At 72.7% G+C, this 21,097-nt stretch carries 21 protein-coding genes; 6 read left to right on the top strand and 15 right to left on the bottom strand.

The features are described from left to right. Positions 1-65: 65 nt before the first annotated feature. From ACFZCF_RS16410 to ACFZCF_RS16400, 3 genes are all read right to left on the bottom strand, one after another. Entirely contained in the window at positions 66-248 is a 183-nt protein-coding gene (locus ACFZCF_RS16410) for a hypothetical protein (RefSeq protein ID WP_388449338.1), read from the bottom strand. Between the two features lie 68 nt (positions 249-316). Then, complete coding sequence (locus ACFZCF_RS16405) at positions 317-1,300, bottom strand: TerC/Alx family metal homeostasis membrane protein (protein WP_391286984.1); 984 nt, start codon at positions 1,298-1,300, stop codon at positions 317-319. 211 nt (positions 1,301-1,511) lie between these two features. After that, the gene (locus tag ACFZCF_RS16400; protein WP_391286983.1) at positions 1,512-2,414 is read right to left on the bottom strand and encodes a LysR substrate-binding domain-containing protein; all 903 of its coding nucleotides are present in this window, start codon (positions 2,412-2,414) and stop codon (positions 1,512-1,514) included. Between the two features lie 126 nt (positions 2,415-2,540). Here ACFZCF_RS16400 and mgrA point away from each other — a divergent pair, with 126 nt between their 5' ends. Together mgrA and ACFZCF_RS16390 are read left to right on the top strand one after the other, a co-directional pair. After that, on the top strand, positions 2,541-3,533 hold the full coding sequence (gene mgrA / locus ACFZCF_RS16395) for an L-glyceraldehyde 3-phosphate reductase (RefSeq protein ID WP_391287098.1): 993 nt from the start codon (positions 2,541-2,543) through the stop codon (positions 3,531-3,533). Between the two features lie 127 nt (positions 3,534-3,660). Further along, positions 3,661-4,059 carry a DUF3592 domain-containing protein gene (locus tag ACFZCF_RS16390; RefSeq protein ID WP_391286982.1) on the top strand — a complete coding sequence of 133 codons (399 nt, stop codon included), beginning with the start codon at positions 3,661-3,663 and terminating at the stop codon, positions 4,057-4,059. 64 nt (positions 4,060-4,123) lie between these two features. On the opposite strand, the gene ACFZCF_RS16385 is transcribed toward ACFZCF_RS16390, so the two are convergent. After that, positions 4,124-4,528, bottom strand: coding sequence for a VOC family protein (locus tag ACFZCF_RS16385; protein ID WP_391286981.1), 405 nt, complete (start codon positions 4,526-4,528; stop codon positions 4,124-4,126). 270 nt (positions 4,529-4,798) lie between these two features. Beyond that, the gene (locus tag ACFZCF_RS16380) at positions 4,799-5,476 is read right to left on the bottom strand and encodes a hypothetical protein (RefSeq protein WP_391286980.1); all 678 of its coding nucleotides are present in this window, start codon (positions 5,474-5,476) and stop codon (positions 4,799-4,801) included. A 240-nt stretch (positions 5,477-5,716) separates the two neighbouring features. Here ACFZCF_RS16380 and ACFZCF_RS16375 point away from each other — a divergent pair, with 240 nt between their 5' ends. Beyond that, positions 5,717-6,895 (top strand): spore photoproduct lyase family protein, encoded by a 1,179-nt coding sequence (locus ACFZCF_RS16375; RefSeq protein ID WP_391286979.1) that lies wholly within the window; start codon positions 5,717-5,719, stop codon positions 6,893-6,895. A gap of 148 nt (positions 6,896-7,043) precedes the next feature. Here the strand turns inward: ACFZCF_RS16375 and ACFZCF_RS16370 are convergent, their stop codons facing one another. The 4 genes from ACFZCF_RS16370 to ACFZCF_RS16355 all read right to left on the bottom strand — a co-directional run bounded on the left by ACFZCF_RS16370 (position 7,044) and on the right by ACFZCF_RS16355 (position 9,834). Next, positions 7,044-7,868 (bottom strand): hypothetical protein, encoded by an 825-nt coding sequence (locus ACFZCF_RS16370; protein ID WP_388449345.1) that lies wholly within the window; start codon positions 7,866-7,868, stop codon positions 7,044-7,046. Between the two features lie 77 nt (positions 7,869-7,945). After that, positions 7,946-8,593 carry an RNA polymerase sigma factor gene (locus ACFZCF_RS16365; RefSeq protein WP_388449346.1) on the bottom strand — a complete coding sequence of 216 codons (648 nt, stop codon included), beginning with the start codon at positions 8,591-8,593 and terminating at the stop codon, positions 7,946-7,948. A gap of 102 nt (positions 8,594-8,695) precedes the next feature. Beyond that, on the bottom strand, positions 8,696-9,100 hold the full coding sequence (locus tag ACFZCF_RS16360) for an STAS domain-containing protein (protein ID WP_388449347.1): 405 nt from the start codon (positions 9,098-9,100) through the stop codon (positions 8,696-8,698). A 329-nt stretch (positions 9,101-9,429) separates the two neighbouring features. Continuing rightward, on the bottom strand, positions 9,430-9,834 hold the full coding sequence (locus ACFZCF_RS16355; RefSeq protein WP_388449348.1) for an STAS domain-containing protein: 405 nt from the start codon (positions 9,832-9,834) through the stop codon (positions 9,430-9,432). A gap of 113 nt (positions 9,835-9,947) precedes the next feature. On the opposite strand from ACFZCF_RS16355, the gene ACFZCF_RS16350 reads away from it, so the two are divergent. Next, positions 9,948-10,283: a helix-turn-helix transcriptional regulator gene (locus ACFZCF_RS16350; protein WP_388449349.1), complete on the top strand. Its 336-nt coding sequence runs from the start codon at positions 9,948-9,950 to the stop codon at positions 10,281-10,283. A gap of 111 nt (positions 10,284-10,394) precedes the next feature. Here ACFZCF_RS16350 and ACFZCF_RS16345 read toward each other — a convergent pair whose 3' ends face one another. The 5 genes from ACFZCF_RS16345 to ACFZCF_RS16325 form a co-directional block, all read right to left on the bottom strand. Then, on the bottom strand, positions 10,395-11,015 hold the full coding sequence (locus tag ACFZCF_RS16345; protein WP_388449350.1) for a hypothetical protein: 621 nt from the start codon (positions 11,013-11,015) through the stop codon (positions 10,395-10,397). 211 nt (positions 11,016-11,226) lie between these two features. Further along, on the bottom strand, positions 11,227-12,813 hold the full coding sequence (locus ACFZCF_RS16340; protein WP_391286978.1) for a DHA2 family efflux MFS transporter permease subunit: 1,587 nt from the start codon (positions 12,811-12,813) through the stop codon (positions 11,227-11,229). Between the two features lie 157 nt (positions 12,814-12,970). Next, positions 12,971-13,441: a MarR family transcriptional regulator gene (locus ACFZCF_RS16335; protein ID WP_391286977.1), complete on the bottom strand. Its 471-nt coding sequence runs from the start codon at positions 13,439-13,441 to the stop codon at positions 12,971-12,973. A 136-nt stretch (positions 13,442-13,577) separates the two neighbouring features. Continuing rightward, the gene (locus ACFZCF_RS16330; protein ID WP_391286976.1) at positions 13,578-16,181 is read right to left on the bottom strand and encodes a SpoIIE family protein phosphatase; all 2,604 of its coding nucleotides are present in this window, start codon (positions 16,179-16,181) and stop codon (positions 13,578-13,580) included. Positions 16,182-16,356: 175 nt separating this feature from the next. After that, positions 16,357-18,414 carry a pectinesterase family protein gene (locus ACFZCF_RS16325; RefSeq protein WP_391286975.1) on the bottom strand — a complete coding sequence of 686 codons (2,058 nt, stop codon included), beginning with the start codon at positions 18,412-18,414 and terminating at the stop codon, positions 16,357-16,359. A 366-nt stretch (positions 18,415-18,780) separates the two neighbouring features. Here ACFZCF_RS16325 and ACFZCF_RS16320 point away from each other — a divergent pair, with 366 nt between their 5' ends. Together ACFZCF_RS16320 and ACFZCF_RS16315 are read left to right on the top strand one after the other, a co-directional pair. Beyond that, positions 18,781-19,086, top strand: a complete 306-nt coding sequence (locus tag ACFZCF_RS16320; RefSeq protein WP_388449355.1) for a hypothetical protein — start codon at positions 18,781-18,783, stop codon at positions 19,084-19,086. Between the two features lie 151 nt (positions 19,087-19,237). Next, the gene (locus ACFZCF_RS16315) at positions 19,238-19,942 is read left to right on the top strand and encodes a hypothetical protein (RefSeq protein WP_391286974.1); all 705 of its coding nucleotides are present in this window, start codon (positions 19,238-19,240) and stop codon (positions 19,940-19,942) included. 138 nt (positions 19,943-20,080) lie between these two features. Here ACFZCF_RS16315 and sigJ read toward each other — a convergent pair whose 3' ends face one another. Further along, positions 20,081-21,016, bottom strand: coding sequence for an RNA polymerase sigma factor SigJ (sigJ, locus tag ACFZCF_RS16310; RefSeq protein WP_391286973.1), 936 nt, complete (start codon positions 21,014-21,016; stop codon positions 20,081-20,083). Positions 21,017-21,097 lie beyond the last annotated feature (81 nt).

Below are 21,097 nucleotides of genomic sequence, written 5' to 3'. Positions count from 1 at the left end.
GCGCGTCGCGCCGACGGGCCGAGGGGCCGCGTCGGGGGCCGTCATCTCCCGACGTGCCGTGCGGGTCACCGGGCGGTCGACGGGCTGGGGTCCAGACGGTAGTCGGGGCAGTGGCGGTTCTGGCAGGGGCCGGGGCCGGCGACGGGGACGAACACGCCGAGGGTCTTGTGCCGGTGCAGCTTCATCGGCACGGATCGCTGGCAGGTCGGGCAGACGTAGGAGTCACCCTTGTTCTTCTTCTTGACCATTTCTTTACGATATGCCCGTATATGCCCGTTGGAAAGTCCTCGCGCCCCTGCGGACGCGGGCGGGAGGGTCACGGGTCCCGGTCAGTGGACTCCGAGGGCGGAGGTGGGGGCGGCGGCGGAGGTGGGGGCCTCAGGATGCTGAGCGCGACGGAACCGGCCAGGACGACGACGATCACCGCCAGACTGACCGGCGAGGGGATCTCCGGCACATCGGGGCTGATCATCTTGTGGGAGGCCTGGAGGATCAGCTTGACGGCGATGAAGGCGAGGATGACCGCCAGGCCCTTGCCGAGGTAATGGAAGCGGTCCAGCAGCCCGGCGAGCATGAAGTACAGGGCCCTCAGGCCGAGGATGGCGAACGCGTTGCTGGTGTAGACGATGAAGGCGTCGTCGCTGACCGCGAGGACGGCCGGGACGCTGTCGACCGCGAAGATCAGGTCGGCGGCCTCGATCGCGGCCACCACCGCCAGGAGCGGGGTGGCCACCCGTCTGCCGGCCTCCTTGACGAAGAACTTCGCACCGGCGTACTCGTCCCGGACCGGGACGATCCTGCGGAGCAGCCGCACGGCGAGGCTGTTGCCCGGGTCGAAGCTCTCCTCCTCGTCCTTGAGGAGCTTGTAGGCGCTGTAGAAGAGCACCGCCGCGAAGACGAACAGCACGGCGGTGAAGCGGCTGACCACGGCCACGCCGAGGGAGAGGAAGACCCCGCGGAAGACCAGCGCGCCCATGACGCCGAAGAACAGTACCCGGTGCTGGTAGGCCCGGGGCACCTTGAAGTAGGCGAAGATCACCGCGAAGACGAACAGGTTGTCGACCGACAGGCTCTTCTCCAGCAGCCACGCCGTCGTGTACTCCGTCCCCGCGGTCGTCCCCAGGACGAGGAAGACGACCGCGCCGAAGACGAGCGCGAGCCCCACCCACAGACCGCTCCACGCGGCGGCCTCCTTGAAACCGATCACGTGGGCGGTGCGGTGGGCGAGCAGGTCGACCGCGAGGGACACCACCACGGTCGCGGCGAACGCCACCCACAGCCAGATCGGGACCTCCAGCATGCCGGCCACACTCCCCTCGGCCCTCGCGCCGGGCACGTCGGCCCATCTCCTACGAGTGTGGTCCACGGCGGGCGACGCCGCTTCCGGCGGCGGTGGAGCGGCGGGGTCTGCGGGTCGGCGGGGCGGCGGGCCCCCGGGACCGGCCCGCGTCCCGAACGGCCCGTTGCGCGAACGGCCCGTTGCGCTTACGGCCCGTTGCGCGAACCGCCCGTTACCAGGACGGCTCGGCGTCGGGGCGTTCGAGGAGCGCCATCAGGGCGCGGGCGGCGGGGCTGGTGGCGTGCGGGGGCGGCAGCAGCGCCACCGTCTCGTAGACGGTGGCGCCCACTCCCTTCACCGGCAGGGCCCGCAGGGTCTCGCGCTTCTGCCGGAAGTGCCGCGGCACGGCCGCCACTCCCAGGTTCTCGTCGACCAGGTCGAGCAGGGTGTGGACGTCGTTGACCTCCAGGGCCACCGTGCGCCGTACGCCCGAGGCGGCGAAGGCGGCGTCGGTGGCCCGCCGCGGACCCCAGTCGGGGTGGAAGTCGACGAACACCTCCCCGGCGAGGTCGTCGGGCGCTACGGGCGCCCCGACCGTCGCGAGCGGGTGCGCGGGGTGGCACAGCAGGGTCATGGGCTCCGTGGCGAGCGGCACCGCGCGCAGCCGGTCGGAGTCGTCGCGGGACTGCGCGCGGTAGGCGAAGGCCAGGTCGAGGCGACCGCCGGAGACCTCCTCGGCCAGGTCGAGGGAGCCGGACTGGCGCAGCCGGATCTCCACGTCCGGGTGGAGCCGGCGGAACGCGGCCAGCAGCCCGGCCGCGTACACGCCGGCCACGCACTGCTCGGTGCCCAGCGCCAGCGTTCCGCGCAGCACCCCCTGCACGGCCGCCACCGCTTCGCGCGCGGTCCGCACCTGGGCGAGGATCCGCTCGGCCTCGCGCAGCAGCGCCCGGCCCGCTTCCGTCAGGGTCACCTGGCGGGTGGTGCGCAGGAACAAAGGGGCCCGCAGCTCCCTCTCCAGCGCCCGGACGGACGCGGACAGGCCCGACTGCGACACCATCAGCCGTTCGGCGGCGCGGGTGAAGTGACGTTCCTCGGCCACGGCGACGAAGTGCTGGAGGTGGCGCAGTTCCATGATTGAGAAGCGTAGCCGCTGGATCCCATCGGATTCTCCTGTTGGACCGATGGTGCGGGGCGGGTGCAGATTGGACCCGGCCCGGCCCCGCGGGCGGCCGGCACCCCTAGACCCCCTGGAGCCGTGTTGTACACCGCACACCCCGACCGATACGCCCACATGCCCTACCGCCGTGCCGGGAACAGCGGCCTCAAGCTGCCCGCGCTGTCGCTGGGCCTGTGGCACAACTTCGGCCCCGACCGCACGGACGAGAGCAGGCGCGCGATCCTGCGCCGTGCCTTCGACCTCGGGATCACCCACTTCGACCTGGCGAACAACTACGGGCCGCCGCCCGGCGCGGCCGAGTCCGCCCTGGGCGCTCTCCTCACAACGGACTTCGCGGCCCACCGCGACGAGCTCGTCGTCTCGACCAAGGCCGGGTACCTGATGTGGCCGGGCCCGTACGGCGAGTGGGGGTCGCGCAAGTACCTGCTGTCGTCGCTGGACCAGAGCCTGACCCGCCTGGGCCTGGATCACGTGGACGTCTTCTACTCGCACCGCTTCGACCCGGAGACCCCCCTTGAGGAGACGATGGGTGCCCTGCACTCCGCCGTCCAGCAGGGCAAGGCCCTCTACGTCGGCGTCTCCAACTACTCGGCCGACCAGACCCGTGAGGCCGCCCGCATCCTCGGCGAGCTGGGCACCCCTCTGCTCATCCACCAGCCGCGCTACTCGATGCTCGACCGGCGCCCCGAGACCGAGGGTCTGCTCGACGCGCTCGACGAACTCCGCGTCGGCTCCATCGCCTACTCCCCGCTGGAACAGGGACTGCTCACCGGGCGCTACCTGAACGGCGTCCCCGACGACTCGCGGGCCGCGAGCGACAGCCCCTTCCTGGGGCGGGAGGCCGTCACCGAGGACCTGGTGGCCCGGCTGCGCGCCCTGAACGCCCTCGCCGAGCAGCGCGGTCAGACTCTGGCGCAACTCGCCCTGGCGTGGGTGCTGCGCGCGGGCCGCGTGACCTCGGCCCTGATCGGAGCGAGCAGCACCCGGCAGCTGGACGACAGCGTGGCGGCCATCGGGAACCTCGAATTCGACGCCGAGGAGCTGGCCCGCATCGACGCCCTGGTCGGCCCGTAGGCCCGTGGCCCACGGGGTGAGGGCGGCGGTGCGACCGAAAGTCGACGGACGGGCTGACGCCATGCGGCGACACACCTCTATCGTGTGAACGGAACGTCTCTGCAAGGCCGTTCGCACGAGGGGGGTCGTGGGTGTGATCAAGGCGGTGATCGCGGTCCTGGCCGGGGCCTACATGACGTGGGCCGTTCTCGCGGAGACGGTGGAGCATCTGCGCGGGCGTCGACGTCTGGTCGACACGACCGCGCTGGTCGTGGAGCGGGCGAACACCTCGTCGCACCCCGGACGGGTGCGGCGCTCGGCGGTCTTCCGTCTCACCACCGAGGACGGCCGGACGTTCGACGTCACCAGTTCCGCGGCCACCTTCCCCGGTCCCAAGGTCGGCTCCCGCATACCGGTGCGCTACGACCCCGAACAGCCGTGGAAGGCCGAGCGCACCGGCGTGATCACCTTCAAGCTCTGGGTGGCGCTCCCCCTCGCCGCGTTCGGGGTCTTCCTCCTCGTCGAGGGTCTGCGGCGCCTCCTCTGACCCGGTCCTCGACCTCGTGGAGCAGGGCTCGCCGGCTCGGGCGGCGTGACCGCGTCCGCCCCGGTCAGGGTGAGGCGTTGCGCGCGGCGAGCACGAAGGCGTGCCCTGCCGGGTCCATGAAGCGGCGCACATCGGTACGGCGGTCCATCCGGCTGCCGTTGTGTTCGGCGGTCACGGGGTGGGCGCCCAGGGAGACCGCCTCGCGTTCGGCCTCGTCGAGCGCTTCGGGGGCGACGAAGATCCACAGGTGGGACTGCTGGGAGTCCTCCGGTCGGGGCCAGCTCGGTGGAGCGTGGCCGGGATCGCGGTGGATGCCGAGGAGGACGCCGTCCGCGCCGGAGATCAGCAGCAGGTCGTGGTCGGCGCCACCGGGTTCGACGGTACCGTCGAGCAGGGTGGCGTAGAAGCGGGCGAGGGGCTCGGGGTCGGTGCTGTCGAGCACGAGGACGCTCGTCTTGTGAACGGTCATGCACCCCGTGTGCCCGCTGGCGCCCCTCGCAGACACCGGGCCGACGGGCGGTCCTCACGACGGGGTGGCCGGTACTCGTCACCCGGTCCGGTCACGCCCCCCGCGTCTGCCCCGTCTCGGCCCCGACGGGTCCCCGGCCCCGACCCCGGCGTCTGCCCGTCACCGGCCCGGCACCGGCGCCGACCGGAGACGGCGGCGGACGGTGACGGCAGGCACCAGGCGGTGACGGCAGGCATCAGGCGGTGACGGCAGGATCAGGCGGTGACGGCGTCAGACGATGACGACCCCGTCCGTCAGGCCCGCGCGCGCCAGGGCTCGGGCCACGGCGGACGGGTCCGGCTCGCCGCCGTCCGGGTCGCGCACCCGCGCCAGCAGCGCTTGGACCTCCTGGAGCGGCCGCCCCGCCCCGGCCAGGGACTCGACCTCGGCGAGGACCGCTTCGGCGTCAGGGCCCCCGTCCGCCGACGCGAGTCGTTCGGCGAGGAGCCGCGCCGCCCCGGCGCGGTCGGTCAGCTCGCTCATGCCGCAGTCCAGGCCGTCGTCGTCGAGGCCGTCCGGGTAGGGGGCGCGGGCCCAGGCTCCCTCCTCGTACCAGTAGACGCAGCCGAGTTCGTCGCCGGACAGCCGGTCGTTCAGTTCGTCCCAGGGCAGCCACGCGGGACCGCCCGCGAGGACGTCGACGGGAGGCCGGTGCCATCTCGTGGTGCTGGACTCGTCCTCGCCGTACAGCACGTAGCGGCCCTCGCCCCTGCGGGAGAGCACCCACCAGGTGCAGCCGCCGTCGTCCCGGTGCAGGCCGTCGTCGTGGACCCAGTGGCCGGTGCGGTGCGCGCTCGGCCGCTCCTCCGTCGCCGCCGTCGTGCCGAAGGCGGCCACCAGGGCCCAGCGTGCCCACAGCGTGCCGGCGGGCGGAAGGTCCTCGGGGAGTCCCGGGCGGCTGATCGTCATGCCCGCAACAGTACGACCCCCGGTCTCGGCCGGAAGACCGACCCGGCAGCGGGGGTGCGGTCGCCGCGAGCCCCTGCGTGGGCCGCGGCAGGCGGCCGGCGTGCTTGCCGTGGGATCCGGCGTGGTCGGGCAGGAACCGGTGACGCGGATGCCCGGGCGTCCTTCCCCCGGCCCGGTCCCTAGACTGGGGCAAAACGCCCCGGCATGTACGGGGCGTCGACGAGACGGAGTCGCGTGAACATGGGACGGCGTCCCGGGGCCGAGCCCGGTGACGGGGCCGAGGGACTGTTCGGCATGGACGACCTCATGGCCGCGGCCGGGGGCGAGCCGGAGGCCGGGCTCTTCCGGGACGGTCCGGAGGGCCGTCGGCTGCTGCGGGTGACGGAGATCCACGCGGAGCCCGCCGCGGCCGCGTCCTGGCGGGGCCGGCAGATCATCGCCCGCTTCCCCGGAGCCAGGCTCGTCGAGACGGACTCCCACTGGCGCATCCCGCACCTGCACGGCAACGAGGGGAACGTACGGCGCTGGGTGCGGATCAAGCGGGAGACCCTGGTCCTGGGCGAACGCGGGTCCCTCACCGTCCGCCCCAACGGGAGGTCCGCCGACTGGATCGCCCCGGGCCTCTCCAACGGATGCGCGATGGCCTGCGCGTACTGCTACGTCCCGCGCCGGAAGGGCTTCGCCAATCCGATCACCGTCTTCACCAACGTCGACCGGGTGCTCGGCGCCCTCCGCCGGCACATCGCCGCCGCCGGACCCAAGACGGAACCCAACCAGTGCGACGAGCGGGCCTGGGTCTACGACATCGGGGAGAACGGCGACTGCTCGGTGGACGACCTGATCAGCGACAACACCGCCGACCTCGTCCACGCCTTCCGGCACTGGCCCACGGCCAAGGCGTCCTTCGCGACCAAGCTGGTCAACCCGGACCTCCTGCGGCTCGATCCGCGGGGCCGCACCCGGATCCGGTTCTCCCTCATGCCGCCGGACGACTCCCGCCTCCTCGACATCCGGACCAGCCCCGTCCCCGCCCGGATCGAGGCCGCCGCGGACTTCCTCGACGCCGGCTACGAGGTGCACTTCAACCTCTCCCCCGTGGTGATCCGCCCGGGCTGGCGGGATGCCTGGGCCGAGCTGCTGCGGATGATGGACGACGTGCTCCCGCCACGGGTGAAGGAGCAGGCCGCGGCGGAGATCATCATGCTCACCCACAACGAGGACCTGCACGGCGTCAACCTGGGCTGGCACCCCCGCGCCGAGGACGTCCTGTGGCAGCCGGACCTCCAGCAGGTCAAGAGGTCCGAGAACGGCGCCCTGAACGTCCGCTACCGCAACGCGGTCAAGCGCGAGGCCGTCGAGGCGCTGTCCCGCCTGATCGGGTCCCATGCCCCCTGGCTGCGCGTGCGGTACGCCTTCTGACCCCTGAGAGCCCGGGGCCCACGCCTCCGCCCTCCCGCCGTGACGTGGCCGCTCAGGCGAGGCCGGACCCGGACCCGTCGCGGGGCGCCGGCGGCTCGGTCCAGGCCGGTGACGGTGAGCGTCGGAGCCGGGCCGTCGGCCCCGCCGGCTACGGCTGGTCGGCGAACTGCGGGTCCGTCAGCTGGTCGTAGATCTTCTTCCCCGCCGCGTCGTAGGCGTGGACGTAGGGGGACGGGCCGACGTAGCGGGGGCCGGGAGGGGTGTCGGGGGTGAGAGCGGCGGCGTAGGCGAACGCTCCGCCGGCCATCACCGCCGGGTACTCCTTCTTCTGGTCCCCGAAACTGATGGTGATCCTGGCGACGTCGGAGGTGTAGTGGCCGGCTCCGGTCATGAGGTACTGGTCCTTGCCGGCGAGCTCGCCCAGCGAGTCGAAGTACTCGACGAGCCGTCCGGTCCCCCAGAGCCGGTCGTTGATGAACGTGGGCGGGACGTTCTGACTGGTGCCCTTGGAGCCCTTCGAGTGGCACTGCACGTACTTGCCCGCGGAGTCGACCGCGACGACCAGGCCGTCGCGGTCGGGCGAGGCGAGGGGGGCCCGTACCGCGACGACCGCCTCGTATCGCGAGGCGTCCGCGCCGAGGCAGGTCCGCAGGATCTTCGCCACCGTGGGCGCGTCGATGGGCGTCGTCCTGGCGCTGGTGAGCGAGAAGGCGTCGGACTGCCCGTCGGCCGTGGGCCGGGGCCGGTCGGTGCCGCCCGTGGGGCGGGGGTTCGGCGCCTCGGCGGCGCGGGTCGGGTTCCCGGCAGCGCCTCCGAGGGGCGGCTGGGCCTCCGCGCCCGGGCCGAAGACGGCGACGGCCGCCACGCCCACCGCCGCCACGCCCGCGGCGGCGCCCGCCGGCACGAGCCAGCCGCGTCGCAGGGGTGCGCGGTACTCGGGGCCCTTCCGGCCGCTCTGTGTGCCGATCTTCATCAGTAGCTCCTCTCGCATCCGCCGGTGGTCCGGCAGGTCACGATCAGAAGGAGCCGCGGGAATGCCCTGGTTGTCGTTCATCGTGCGACTTCCTCCGTGGGGACGGGACGGGTGGAACCGAACGGCGCCGCCACCGCGCCCGTGTCGACCAGCTCGGCGCCCAGTCTGCGGCGCGCCCGGTGCAGGCGGGACTTGACGGTGCCGACCGCGATCCCCAGGGCGACGGCGGCCGCCTGGTGATCCAGACCTGACCACACGCACAGCTCGACGACGTCGCGCTCGTGCCGCGGTAGCCGGGCCAACGCCCGGTGGAGCTGCGACATGCGGTGCTCGTCGTCGACCCGCGCGGCGACGCGGTCCGCGTGATCGCGTACCGGTTCGTCATGGGAGACGAGTCGCCGGAAGAGGGCCTCGGCCCGTCGCAGTCTCCGCCGGGTGTTCGCCCACAGGCCGTCGGCGACACCCAGCAGCCACGGCAAGGCCGAATCGCGGTCGAGGACGACCTCCGACCGCCGCCGCCACGCGTGCAGGAAGACCGTCGACGTGAGGTCTTCGGCCTCCGCCCAGTCGGCGGTTCGGCGGAAGAGGTGGTTGTACACGGCCTTCGCGTGACGGTCGAAGATCCGGCCGAACGCCTCCCGGTCGCCGTCGACGGCCGCCGCCCACAACTCCCGGTCGGGTATCGCCTCGGCCGGCGCAGCGAGACCGACGTCGTTCAGTTCCATGTCCTCTTCGTGTCCGGCACCCGCCCCGGGGTTCCCGCTCGGTCGAACAATTACGGCGAGACCGAGTCTGACGTGTCGTACGCGGGGTCCGGGCGCCGGTCCTCAGGAGGCGTCGTCGAGCGTGATGTCGAGGATGTCCCGGGTGCCGGTGACGTCGAGCAGGCAGGCGACCTGCCGGGTGAGGGGGCCCATGAGGACGTGCCGCTGCGGGCGGAACCGGGTGTCGGTCAGTTCATGGACGAGCGCGGAGTCGCCGAACCTCACGCCTGCCAGGTCCAGCAGCACCAGCTCGATCTGCGGGGTGCGCACGGCGTCGAGGGCTTCGCGCAGGCAGGGAACGGTGTCGGCGTCGAAGTCGCCGCTCAGCAGCAGGAGGGCCGTGGTCGGGCTGCCGCAGGGGGCGTAGCGGACGAGGGCGTCGCCTCGGGCGGGGCGCCAGGCGGGTGCGCCGTCGACGAGGTGCAGACGGACAGGGGTTCGGTCGTCCTGGTGTCGGTCGGGTATCACGGGGATGCGCCTCGATCCGTGAGCAGAGCCCTTCGGCAAGGTGCACCCGCTGGCCTCCGCGGGATTCCAGGCGTCGAAGCCTGGTTTCGAGGCGACATCGCCGTCGGCGGGAAGGTGGGACGCCGACGGTAACCCGGATCGGTCCGGTACCGACCACCATCCTCTCCTCTCGGCCCGAATGCACACCTCGCAGGTCAGAGCGGCGCGGGGAGGCCGAACGACGGCGGAGAACCGGTGTCCGGGGGCAACGGGAGGCGGACGGACTCCACCACCGGAATGCGGCGCCTCGGTCGTCGGGCGATCCGGCGAGGGCGGCCCACGGTGCGGTGCTACGTGGCGGCGGCGTCGGAGAGCGTGTCCCGGATCTCCAGGACGTCCTCGACACCGGTGATCGCGCACAGGCGCCGGACCTGTGTCGAGGGTGCCGCGACGCGCAGCTTCCCCGTCCGGTGGGCCAGGATCATCAGATTCAGGAAGGACGAGTCCGCGAAGGTGACCCCCGAGGCGTCCAGGATCACCTTCGGGTGCGTGGCGGCCGCCGCGTTCAGGGCGTCGCTCAGAGGTCCGAGGGAGTGCATGTCGTAGTCGCCGCGGGCCTCCACGACCTGTGCGCCCCGGTATTCGTATCGGAGTACCGCGTCCTGCGGACCCGGTTCCTCGGCCGCCTCCCCCGTCGGCGGCTCGTCTCCGGGCTCCGAGAGGAGTTCGACGGCGGCAACATCGTCCCAAGGCATACCTGGGCCCCCTCCGGTGATCCCTCCACGAGAGGGAAGCGAGACGTCGAATGCAGGAAATTTATGTCATGCATTCTCGTTCTGGCAAGTTGGGTCGCGTAAAATCACGGACCATGCTTGGAGTCCCTGAATCCCACACCGGATGGACGTTCGTCACGAACCACGCCCGCGTACTGGCCGCCATCGCGGACAACCCGAACGCCCGCATCCGTGAGATCGCCGCCCGTTGCCGGCTGACCGAGCGCGCCGTGTCGCGGATCATCGCCGACCTCGAACAGGACGGCTACCTCTCCCACACGCGAGAAGGGCGGACGAACACGTACCGCATAGAACCGGGCAAGGCGCTGCGTCACCCGGCGGAAGCCGGACTGCCGCTGGCCTCCCTCCTCTCCCTGCTCGTGGAGAGCGAGGCGGAGCGGGCCGGTCAGCAACGTGTCGGCACCCCGTGATCCCGGCCTCCCGACGCCCCGGGGCGCCTTCCGCGCCCGACCGGCCCACCTCGACCCCGGCGGACCCCGGGGCCGGGTGGGCGGCCTCCGCCGACGGACCCGTGGTGGTTCTCAGTACAGACGGTTGACCACGTTCTTCACCGTGGTGTTCTTGAAGTGGTCGACCGGCGGGGCGCTCCAGTTGCTCTGCCACTCGATGAGGGTGACGGTGTCACCGTCACGTCCCACGCCGAACAGGTGGTTGTGGTAGATGCCGCTGTCCCAGGCGGCCTGGGTGCGCATGCCGAGGACGGCGGCGCCCTCCTCCACGTTCACGGTCCCGTAGTCGTACCCGGTGACGAGGGTGTCGGGGCCCTCGTAGTCGCGCGGGCAGTCGGCGTACGCCTGGCGGGCGCGGGTCGCGAAGGCGATCGCCTCGGCCTCCGTCTCGAAGACCACGGTGTTCTGCACACCGGCCGCGGTCTCGGACGTGGCCACCTCACGACTCCACACGTTCACCTCGGGCGCCTGGCCCTGGGGCCAGAACCCGGAGCAGGCCGTCATGGTGTTCCAGCCGCGCACGGCCGGGAGCCCGTACCAGGTCGTTCCGTCCTTGGGCATGTCGGACAGGTAGACCATGCCCGGTCGCGGTCGCCACTCCACGGCCGCGGCTTCGGTCCCCGACGCCACCGCCAGCAGCGCGGTGGTGACGGCCGCGGTGAGCAGACCGTACCGACGTGTACGCAACGCCATGCGTTCCCCCCGTAGTTGTGCGCTTCCCCGGCCCGTCCCACACTCGACGGCCGGGCCATGCGCGCAGCCTGACACCCGGTTTGTCCCGCGGTGCGCGTCCGGAGGCGGAATGGCCGACTCTCCTCGTCACCACGGCCGGAACGCCCCGCCGCCTCGCAGCCACGCATCCAACATCCATACGTCCGGGGGGAGGCGACTCCGGCGCGCGCGTCTAGTGGTGGGTGTCGCCGGGGGCCCGTCGTACGCCGACGGCGGCCAGGGCGGCGCCGGCCACACAGAGGACTCCCGCCGTCAGGACGGCCGTGTGGACGCCGTTCATGAAGGCGTGGTGGCTGCCCTCGACGATCGCCGACGCGAGGTGCGCGGGCGTGTCGGGGGCGACGGGCGCGACGCCCATGGCCACCGCGTCCTCGGCCTCCAGCAGGGCGGTCGCCGCGGGGGCGGGCACGCCGGCGGAGGTGAGCTCGCCGGTGAGGGTGGTGCCGACGCGGCCGGCGATGAGGGAGACGAGGACGGAGGTGCCGAGGGCTCCGCCGATCTGGAGGGCGGTGGCCTGCAGGCCGCCGGCGACGCCGGCGTCCTCGACGGGGGCGTTGCCGACGATGGCGTCGGAGGAGGAGGCCATGACCATGCCGACGCCGAGGCCGAGGGCGATGAACGGCGGCCACATGAGGGCGTAGGCGCTGTGCGCGTCCCAGGTGAGCATGGCGAAGCACGCGACGGCCTGGAGGACCATGCCGAGCGGCATGGTGAGGCGCGGACCGTACTTGTCCGTGAGCGCGGCACCGAGCGGGGAGGCGACGACGGAGGCGAGGCTGAGGGGCAGGGTGCGGACGCCCGCCTCGACCGGGGTGAAGCCCCGGACGTTCTGCAGGTAGATCATGACGAAGAAGATCACGCCGAGCAGGACGAAGAAGTTGAGAGCGGTGATGACCGTACCGATGGTCAGGGCCGGATTGCGGAACAGGCGCATGGGCAGCAGAGGCGCGGCGATCCGGGACTGCCGGAAGCCGAAGAGCACCAGGAGCAGCAGGCCGGCGCCGAGGGCGCCGAGCGTGCCGGCGGACGTCCACCCCCAGGTCTCGCCCTTGACCACACCGAAGACGAGCGCGAGGAGCCCCAGGGCGAGCAGGACGACGCCGAGGACGTCGAACTTCTCCCGGGCGGCGTGTTCGTTCCGGCTCTGCGGCAGGACGGCCGCGCTGAAGACGAGGGCGAGGACGCCGATCGGGGCGTTGATGTAGAAGACGGACTCCCAGCCGACGTGCTGGACGAGGAAGCCGCCGACGATGGGACCGAGGGCGGTGGAGACCGAGGAGACCATGGCCCAGATGCCGACGGCCATGCCGAACTTCCTCGGCGGGAAGACCGCGCGCAGCAGGCCCAGGGTGTTGGGCATCAGCAGGGCGCCGAAGAAGCCCTGCACGGCGCGGAAGGCGATGACGCCCTCGATGGAGCCGGCCAGGCCGATGGCGACCGAGGCGAGGGTGAAGCCCGCGACGCCCACCAGGTAGAAGGTGCGGCGGCCGAAGCGGTCACCGAGCTTGCCGCCGAGTATCAGCGCCGCGGCGAGGGCGAGCAGGTAGGAGTTCGTGACCCATTGCAGGTCGGAGGTGGACGCGTGGAGGTCCCGCCCGATCTCGGGGTTGGCGATCGAGACGACGGAGCCGTCGAGTCCGACCATGAACAGGCCGAAGGCGACGGCGACCAGGGTCAGCCAGGGGCGGGAGCGGCGGTCGCGCGCCGTGTGGGCGGGCGGGGAGTGGGACGGTTCGGCCAGGGTGCCGGCGGGGGCCATCGGGTGGTGTTCCTTCGTCGTGGGGAACGCCGAGCCGCCGCGCGGCGCCCGGGGGCGGCCGGCCGCGGCTGGCAGGGAGGGGAGGGGCGCGGGGTACGGCGGCGGGCCCTTCGGGCACACGACGGTGCGTCCGAAAGGCATGCCGGGCCGGAAGGGTTCAGCGCGCGGTGTGGAGGTGCTCGGTGAGTGACTGGAGGGACCCGAGGGCGGAGCCGAGGGCGTCGAGTTCGCCGTCGGTCATGGTCCGCAGGATCCGCGCGGCCTGGTCTCCCATGAGCTGCGTGACCTCGCCGATCCGCCGCCGCGCGGCGGGGGTGAGGTGCAGGTGGGCGATCCGCCTGTCGGCGCCGTCCTGGCGGCGTTCGAGGAGTCCCTGCTCGGTGAGCTGTGTGACCAGTGCGCTGACGTTGTTCGGCTTCATCCGCACCGCTTCGGCGGCCTCACGGACCGTGGTGCCGCCGTGCGTCTCGACGTACCGCAGCAGGGTGAGCTGGGCGTCGGAGGGCTTGGGGTGCGGGTAGTCGCGGTCGACGTGCCGTTCGAGGGCCCGGGCGAGCGCGGGCAGGCACGCCGCGAGGCCGAGGGCCAGACGGTCGATGTCCTGTTCGGACGCGCGGTGCGGGGGCATGCGGCGAGTTTAGATATGTGCGGATACCTATGTCAAAAGACCAATGGTCGGCAGCCGCCCGCCGGCCGGCGAAGGGCTCCGGGCACAGGAGCGGGCTGCCGGAGGATGGTGCCGGAACAGCCGCGGCGCGGTCGCGTCAGGAGGGTTTGGGGCGTACCGCCAGGATCGCGATGTCGTCGGCGCCGTCGGCCCCGAGCCCGATCAGCAGCTCGTCGCAGAGGACGTCGAGCGGCTCGCGCGCGAGCCCGGCGGCATGGCGACGGAGCCGCTCCAGGGCGTCGCTCAGCGACTCGCCCCGGCGCTCGATCAGCCCGTCCGTGTAGAACAGCACCGTCGCGTCCGCGGGGACGGCGTCGTGCGCGCTGCGGCGGGGCACGTCCGGGTCCATGCCGAGGAGCAACCCGGAGCCGTCCTCCAGGAAGCGGGTGCGGCCGTCGTCCGTGACAAGCAGCGGCGGCGGGTGCCCGGCCGAGGAGTGCTCCAGTTCCCACGGACCCTCCTCCGGGCCCTTGATCAGACCGTAGACGCAGGTCGCGGTCGCCTCCTGGTGCAGGGTGTGGTTCGCCAGGTCGAGACGGCGCAGCACCGTCTCCGGCGGCTCCTGACGGTCGACGGCGATGCCGCGGAGCATGCTCTGCAGCCGGCTCATGGCGATCGCCGCGTCCAGGTTGTGCCCGGTCACGTCACCGATGACCAGCGCCGTGTCGCCGCTCGGCAGGATGAAGCTGTCGTACCAGTCGCCGCCGACCTGCGCGGTGGCGGACGACGCGGCGTACCGGGCCGCCAGTTCGAGGTGGCGGACCTCGGGCAGGACGGGCAGCAGCGACCGCTGGAGCCGTTCGGCGATGTTCCGGGTGTTCTGATAGAGGCGCGCGTTGTCGACGCCCAGCGCCAGCGCGCGGCCGAGCTCGTCGACGACCGGCAGGTACTCCTCGGTGAACGCCTGCGCCCGTCCCGTACGGGCCACGGTCAGCGCGCCGATGGTCTCCCGCCGGGCGCGCAGCGGGGCGACGACGGCGCTGCGCGCGCCCAGCTGCTCGAACAGGGCCCCGAAGTCCGCGTCCAGCGGGCCACCCGTCCCGGCCGGCGGGGGCTCGGTGAGCAGCAGCGGGCCGGCTCCGCTGAGGGCCCGGGCGAGGGGGCCCCGCGCCTCGTCGGTGAGCGGCGGCAAGGTGCGCTCGAAGTCCTCCGCGTGCGTGCCACCGGGTTCGCGGTGGACCACGCACGCCCGCTCGACGCCCCCGTCCTCGGTGAACAGGTCGACGGCGCACCAGTCCGCGAGGCGGCTGGTGAGGATCTGGCAGACCCGATGGAGGACGTCGTCCAGGCCGTGGGCGTTGCTGATCGCCGCTCCCGTCTCCGCGATGAGCGACACCGGGTGCGGTGTCGCCGGGACCGCTTCGAGGCGCCGCCGTCCCGCCTGCTCCCCGAAGGCGGCGTGGCGCCGGTCGCCGGGGCGGCGCGCCGCGGTACCGCTGGACACGGCGGCGCGGGGGGAGAGCCGGGCGACGAACACGGTGCGGCCGTCCGCCGTCTCCTGCGTCTGGATGAAGAGCCGGACCGGTACGAGCATCCCGTCGTGGTGCAGCGCGGGGAGCGGGACGGAGCGGCCCAGGATGCGGGGCTCTCCGCTGAGCAGCAGGGACGTGAACGCCGTGATGTGCCGGGCGCGCAGGTGCTCCGGGATGATGGCGGTGAGCCGCTGTCCGACGAGCTCGTCCGCGTGCCAGCCGAGGAGGTCCGCGGCGGGGCCGTTCGCCGCGATGATGCGGTTCTGTTCGTCGGCGGCGATCGTCGGCGCCCTGCTGGAGTGGATGTGTGCGGGGTCCCACGGCACGAGCTCCGCCGGGCCGGCGCCGGGTTCGCGCGGCACCACGGTCCACGCGGTGGGGTGGGCGCCGGCGAGCTGGCCGGTGATCTCGTCGAGCAGCCACCGCTCGAAGACCCGGTTGCGGGGCAGGGCCGGCAGGCAGAGGAGCCGCTCCTCCTGGGCCGCCCCTTCGGCCACGTCCAGTACCTGCCGCAGGGTCCCGACCGCCGGTGCGGCGTCGGCGGGAACGGCCAGGGGCAGGGAGCGGATCTCCCCTTCGGCGGGCTCGCGGCGCAGGGCCGCGGTGACGCACCCGCTGATCACGTTGCTGATGTCGTGGGCGGTGGCGAGGTCGCGCGGCGGGACGAGGTCCTCCCCCGCGGCCGAGGCCAGCTCCAGCTCCCGCAGCAGCAGGTGCCGGTGCTGCTGCGCGGCGGAGTACAGCGCGCCCGGCACGTCGACGAGGGTCACCGTCCGCGCGGTCTCGGCGGGCGGCGGCGGGAGCTCCCAGGCCGAGGGGGGCGGTCTCCCGTCGGGCCCCAGCTCGAACCACGCCGCCTTGGTGTCGTCGCCGGCGTCGACGCCGTGCCGCGACGCCAGCCGGGCGACGAGCACCAGCCCCTGTCCCGTACCGGCGTACGGGGGACAGTCCTGCGGCACCAGGGCGCGCGACGGCCGGCGGTCGCGGACCGTGACGCGGACGCGGTGGCCGGACACCTGGGCGGAGACCTCGATCTCGGTCCTGGCGTGCAGGAGCGCGTTGGTCGCCAGCTCGCTCACGAGGAGTTCGGCGGTGTCCGACAGGCCGGGCACGGCCTCCGGCGCGGTGCCGGCGAGGGCGGCCCGCACGAAGCGCCGGGCCCGGGCCACGCTCACCGGGACCGGAGGGAACCGGCGGGACGTCGCCGCCGGGGCGGAGGTCTCGCCCATGAGGCCAGTCTGTACCAGCGGCCCCCGCCGCGCGGCCGGCGGCCGCGCGCCGTGCGGCAGACGGATGAACCCGCCGTCGGTCCCGGAGGCGGGCCGCCCGTTCCGACGGCGCACCGGCGGCGCGCTCCGGATCACCCCCGGGCTCACCGAAGTTCTGCCGGGGCGGCGCAGCGTCCTACGGGGTCCAGTCGCCCAGCCAGTCCGCGACCTCCTGGGAGGCGGCCTGGGTCGCGGTCAGGTGGGGACGTTCGGTGCTTGCCGGGCCTGCTCCCGGGCCGGTGTTCCCGTACTCGGCGAAGCGGTCCTCCTTCCAGGAGAAGCCGCCCATGTCGGTCCAGGGCGTGCGCTTGATCGCCGCGCTGAGCTCGGAGTCGCGGACGGTGGTCTGGGGGTCCGCCGTGGTGTCGCCGCCGGGGTGCCAGTTGCGGCCGAGGTGGAAGGAGCCCGCGGTCACGTCACCGTTGATCGTGGAGCGGTTGATGAGGATGCCCTTGCGGCCGGCCGGGGTGCTGGGGGCGGTGACGTACCCGGCCGAGGTGCCGTTCCAGCGCTTCTTCAGGGTGATGATCGACTGGTCGATCACGGCGGTGGCACGGCCGAAGACGAAGTCGACGTTGCCGATGACGTAGGAGTTCCTCATGTAGACGCGGCCGGGCTTGTCCTTCGCCGCGGTCTCCAGCTCCAGGGTGTCCTGGTCGCCGGTGACGATGAGGCTGTCCAGCACGATCCTGTCGGCCGTCGTGAGCAGCGCCACCGCCTGGTGGCCCGTCAGGGACTGGTGGGCGGCCTCGTCGAAGTCGTTGGAGACGGTGAGGTTGCGGAGGTGGGAGTCGTCCGAGCGGACGGCGACGGTGGCGCTCCCGGGAGTGCCGTAGGTGCCCGAACCGTCGGGCTTGGGCATCCCGGCCGCGTTGCCGTACACGATGACCGTGTCCTTGCGGCTCGCGCCCGAGCCCTGGATGGTGACGTGCGGCTTGTTCGCCGGGATGCTCACCGTCTCGCGGTACGTGCCCGGCTTCACGGAGATGACGACGCGGCTGGTGTTGCCGGCGGGTACGGCGTTCACGGCGGCCTGGACCGTCCGGTACTGGCCGGTGCCGTCCTTGGCGACGGTCAGGGTCCCGGCGGCCGCGCCGGTGGTGGCGGCGGTGGCCGGCCTGCCCACGGACGTCCTCGGACCGGCTCCCGCCTTCACCCGTGCCGGTACGTCGGCGGCCGCGTCCGCCGTGTAGGCGTAGGACGCCCTCGGGTCGAAGGCCGTCCCGCCGCTCTCGTTGCGGCCGCTGGTGCCGGAGAAGAGGTTGCCGCGTTGCACGAGGGCGGCGGTGGCGTCCTTGATGACGGGGTTGCGGACGCCCTGGAAGTAGGAGTTCTCCAGGACCATCCGCGTCCGGCCCCGGGCGTAGTTGCCGTAGGCGGAGGTGATGGCGGTGCCGGCCACGTCCTCCAGGTAGTTGTTGTAGAGGTGGGCGTGGGCGGCGTTGTCCGTGGACGGATTGCGCTGCTCCGTCTCGCGGATCCAGTTGTGGTGGATCGTGATGTCGGTGACCAGGTTCTCGGTCCAGCCGATGCCGAACGCCTTGTTGGCGTTGCTCAGGCGGTTCCAGGAGACGGTGACGTACGTGCTGTCCTTGCGGACGTCGATCAGCCCGTCGGCGGTGTGCCGGAGATCGTTGTGGTCGATCCACACGTGGTGGGCGCCGTCCATCTGGACGGCGTCGAAGTCGTGCTCCTTGTCGTTCCACACGCCCTGGTACGAATCCCGGATCGTCAGGTTCCGGATGATCACGTTGTGCACGCCCTGGCCCAGGAAGAACCCGCCGCCGACGATGTGCCCCGAGGTTCCGGAACCGATGATCGTCTTGTCCGAGGCAACCTTGATCTCCTTGCCGACGGGGGCCACGGCTATGGTGCCGGCGACGACGATGACGTAGGGCTCGGGGGCGGTCGCGTACTTCTCCAGGTCGGCGAGCGTCGTGACGGTGACGGTCCTGCCGTTCCGTCCGCCGTACGTACCGTTCTGCCCGAGGGCGTCGACCGAGGCGAAGCCGTCGGCGGCGTCGGCCGCCCCCGCGGGCACCTCGGCCGCGACGGCCCTGCCGTCCTCGCCGAGCCCCAGGCCGAACACCGACCCGTAGGCCAGAACGCCGGCGGCTACCGCCGCCGCCGGCAGCCCCAGCGCCAGAACCTTGCGGGGCCTGCGGTGACGCGCGGCGCGATGGTGGGAGGTCATGTGCAGTGTCCGTTTCCGTGGAGGGGGTGGTCGACCTCCAGTCGCCACCGGGCACGGAAAGGTTGCCGGGCTCATGGAAGAAGCCGGCGGGGTCGGACAGCGACGCGACTGAGGGGGCGTGGCTGCCTTGGTGGCTGTGCCGTCCGGCGGACGGGCGGACGGACCGGTGAGCCGACGGACCGCACTGGCGGACCGGCGGGCGGACGGTCGGCTCATCGGTCTTGTGACGAGATGTCATAGGGGACATCCGGGTGGCATCCGTCGCGGTCCGCAACCGGCCGTGCGCCGCACGTAGTCGTCTGCTGCAGTGGTATGACGACCAAGGAGGCAACTGTGACTGGTTTTCAGGCTTTCACTTGGAGCACCGTGGGACTGACGGACCTCGACCCGTACCGCTTCCCCGCCGCACTCGTCGACGACGTGCCGGAGCCGACGCACACGACCCGCGGCGCCGTGGAGCCCGACATCGTCCCCCTGCCCGCGTCCGAACCGGACAGCCGCGTGTTCTCGTCCCTCGCGCCGGTCGACCGGCGTCGCCTCGACCTGCACGCCGCCCTCACCGTCGCGGGCGTCACGCCCCGGCCCGGCGACCTCGACGCCATCGAAGCGCTGTGCAGGCTGGACGACACCACTCACGCCGCGCTCCGACGGTGGATCAGCCGCACCACGTGATCCTCGCGATGACGCGCCTCCGGGTGCGGTTCACTCGCCGCGCGACGGGGCGGCGAGCAGTTCGGACCGGACGAGTTCCAGATGCGCGCGGCGGCGGGATGTGGAGGGCATCGGAGGCTTCGTGGAGTGAGGGCGGTGTGATGATGGGCGGATGGAACCGTCCGAGCCGTTCGATGTCCTCTCGCTTCGCCACGCCCCTGCCGATCCCTGCTCCTGGCGAGCGTCGGCGCGGTTCCGCGTGCTGGTCGACGGGGTGGATGTCGTGGAGACGATCCACCCCGACAGCGATGCGAGCCTCCTGCGCGACATGCTGATCGGCCCGCCGGAGTCGTGGCCGTTGACGGCGGGCACGGAGCCGCGGCGGGTCGAGCTGTCGAACAACTACTGCGACAGCGGTTGCTGCGGGGGCGTCTTCGTGACCGTCGAGCGATGCGCGGGCCTGGTGGTCTGGACGTGGGAGAACACGGACGACGTCCGGGTTCCGCTGCCGCCGGACTGCCACTTCGACGCCGTCCAGTACGACGCCGAGCTCGACCGTTTCGCCGCCGACCACAGCTGGGAGGAGCCGGTCGACACCGCCGCGCGCCTCCTGGCGCGGGAACTGGCCGCCCGCGACTGGCACCAGCGGTGGAACTGCCTGGCCCCGCCGTGGGGGCTGGGCGTCTCGGTCCGCGGCCGCGGCGAGGAGGCCGGCGTCACGATGTGGTTCCGCGTCGAGGACGCGGTCCTCGCGACGGCATCGCATTTCCGCTACACCATGGCCGTCACCGGGGCCGACCCCGTCGAGGACCAAGTCCGTCGGTTCGTCGAGGGCATCGACACGTCCGACCCGCGTTCGACCGCGCAGGCCCTCTGATCCGCTCCTGGTGGGGCCGAGCCCGTCTCGACGTCGGCGGCCGGGGCACGGTTCGCCGTCGCCGGGGTCCCTCCTCGGCGGATCGGCGACACGGGCGGCGGGCGCGGACTCGCCGGAGGCCGGCGGCTGCCGCGCCGGTCATTCCTCCCGCCACGGCCGGAGCTTCTCGGGGTTGAGGACCGCCCAGATCCGGTGGATCCGGCCGTCCACGATGTCGAACGCGTACACGGAGACGACCGTGCCGTCCAGGTGGGCCGCCAGGCCGGGCTGCCCGTTGACCGTGCACTCCCGGAGCGCGAGTCGGCCCGGGAGGGTGCGTGCGGCGAAGAAGCGGGCGATCCGTTCGGCGCCCTCGATCGGATGGGGCAGGGCCGTGACGCGTCCGCCGCCGTCCCCGACCGCGGTGGCGTCGGGGTCGAGCAGGCCGATGAGGGCGCTGATGTCCGAGGCCTGCCACGCCTGCTTGAACTCCCGTACGACAGCGGCTCGTTGGGCGGACGGCGACCGGGGCGGCCGTGAGGCGTCGACGCGGCGCCGGGCCGAGGCAGCCAACTGGCGGCAGGCCGCCGGTGTGCGGCCGACGATGTCGGCGACCTCGCCGAAGGAATAGCGGAACACGTCGTGGAGGACGAACGCGACGCGTTCCGCCGGCGTCATCGATTCGAGTACGACGAGGAAGGCCATGCCGACCGACTCGTCGAGCGTGACGCGGTCGGCCGGATCCGCCGTGCCGCCGTCCGCCCCGCCGGCCGGCCACTCGGCGTGCGCGGGCAGTGGCTCGGGCACCCACTCCCCCACGTAACGCTCCCGCCGCGTCCTGGCCGAGCGCAGCACGTCCAGGCAGATGCGGCCGGCGACCTTCGTCAGCCATCCCCCGGGGGAAGCCACCGCCTCCCGTTGCCGCGCGGGCATCGTGTACCAGCGGGCGTACGTCTCCTGCACGACGTCCTCGGCCTCGGCCAGGGAACCCAGCATCCGGTACGCGAGGTTGATCAGCCGGCGGCGCTCGGCCGCGAGCGCGCTCACCGTCGAGTCCTGTCGGCCGTCCTGGGGCGTGGTCGCACGGTACGTCATGGTCCTGGGGCTCCTCGGTCGGATCTTCCTTCACCGTTATGACGCGCCGGCGCCCCGGAATGTGATGCGGCCCACCTCACA

The sequence above is a fragment of the Streptomyces sp. NPDC007945 genome (assembly GCF_042958885.1).
In the GTDB taxonomy this organism is placed as follows: Bacteria; Actinomycetota; Actinomycetes; order Streptomycetales; family Streptomycetaceae; genus Streptomyces.
Note: the sequence above shows the minus strand (reverse complement) of the source record. Positions and strands in the feature narration are given on the sequence as shown.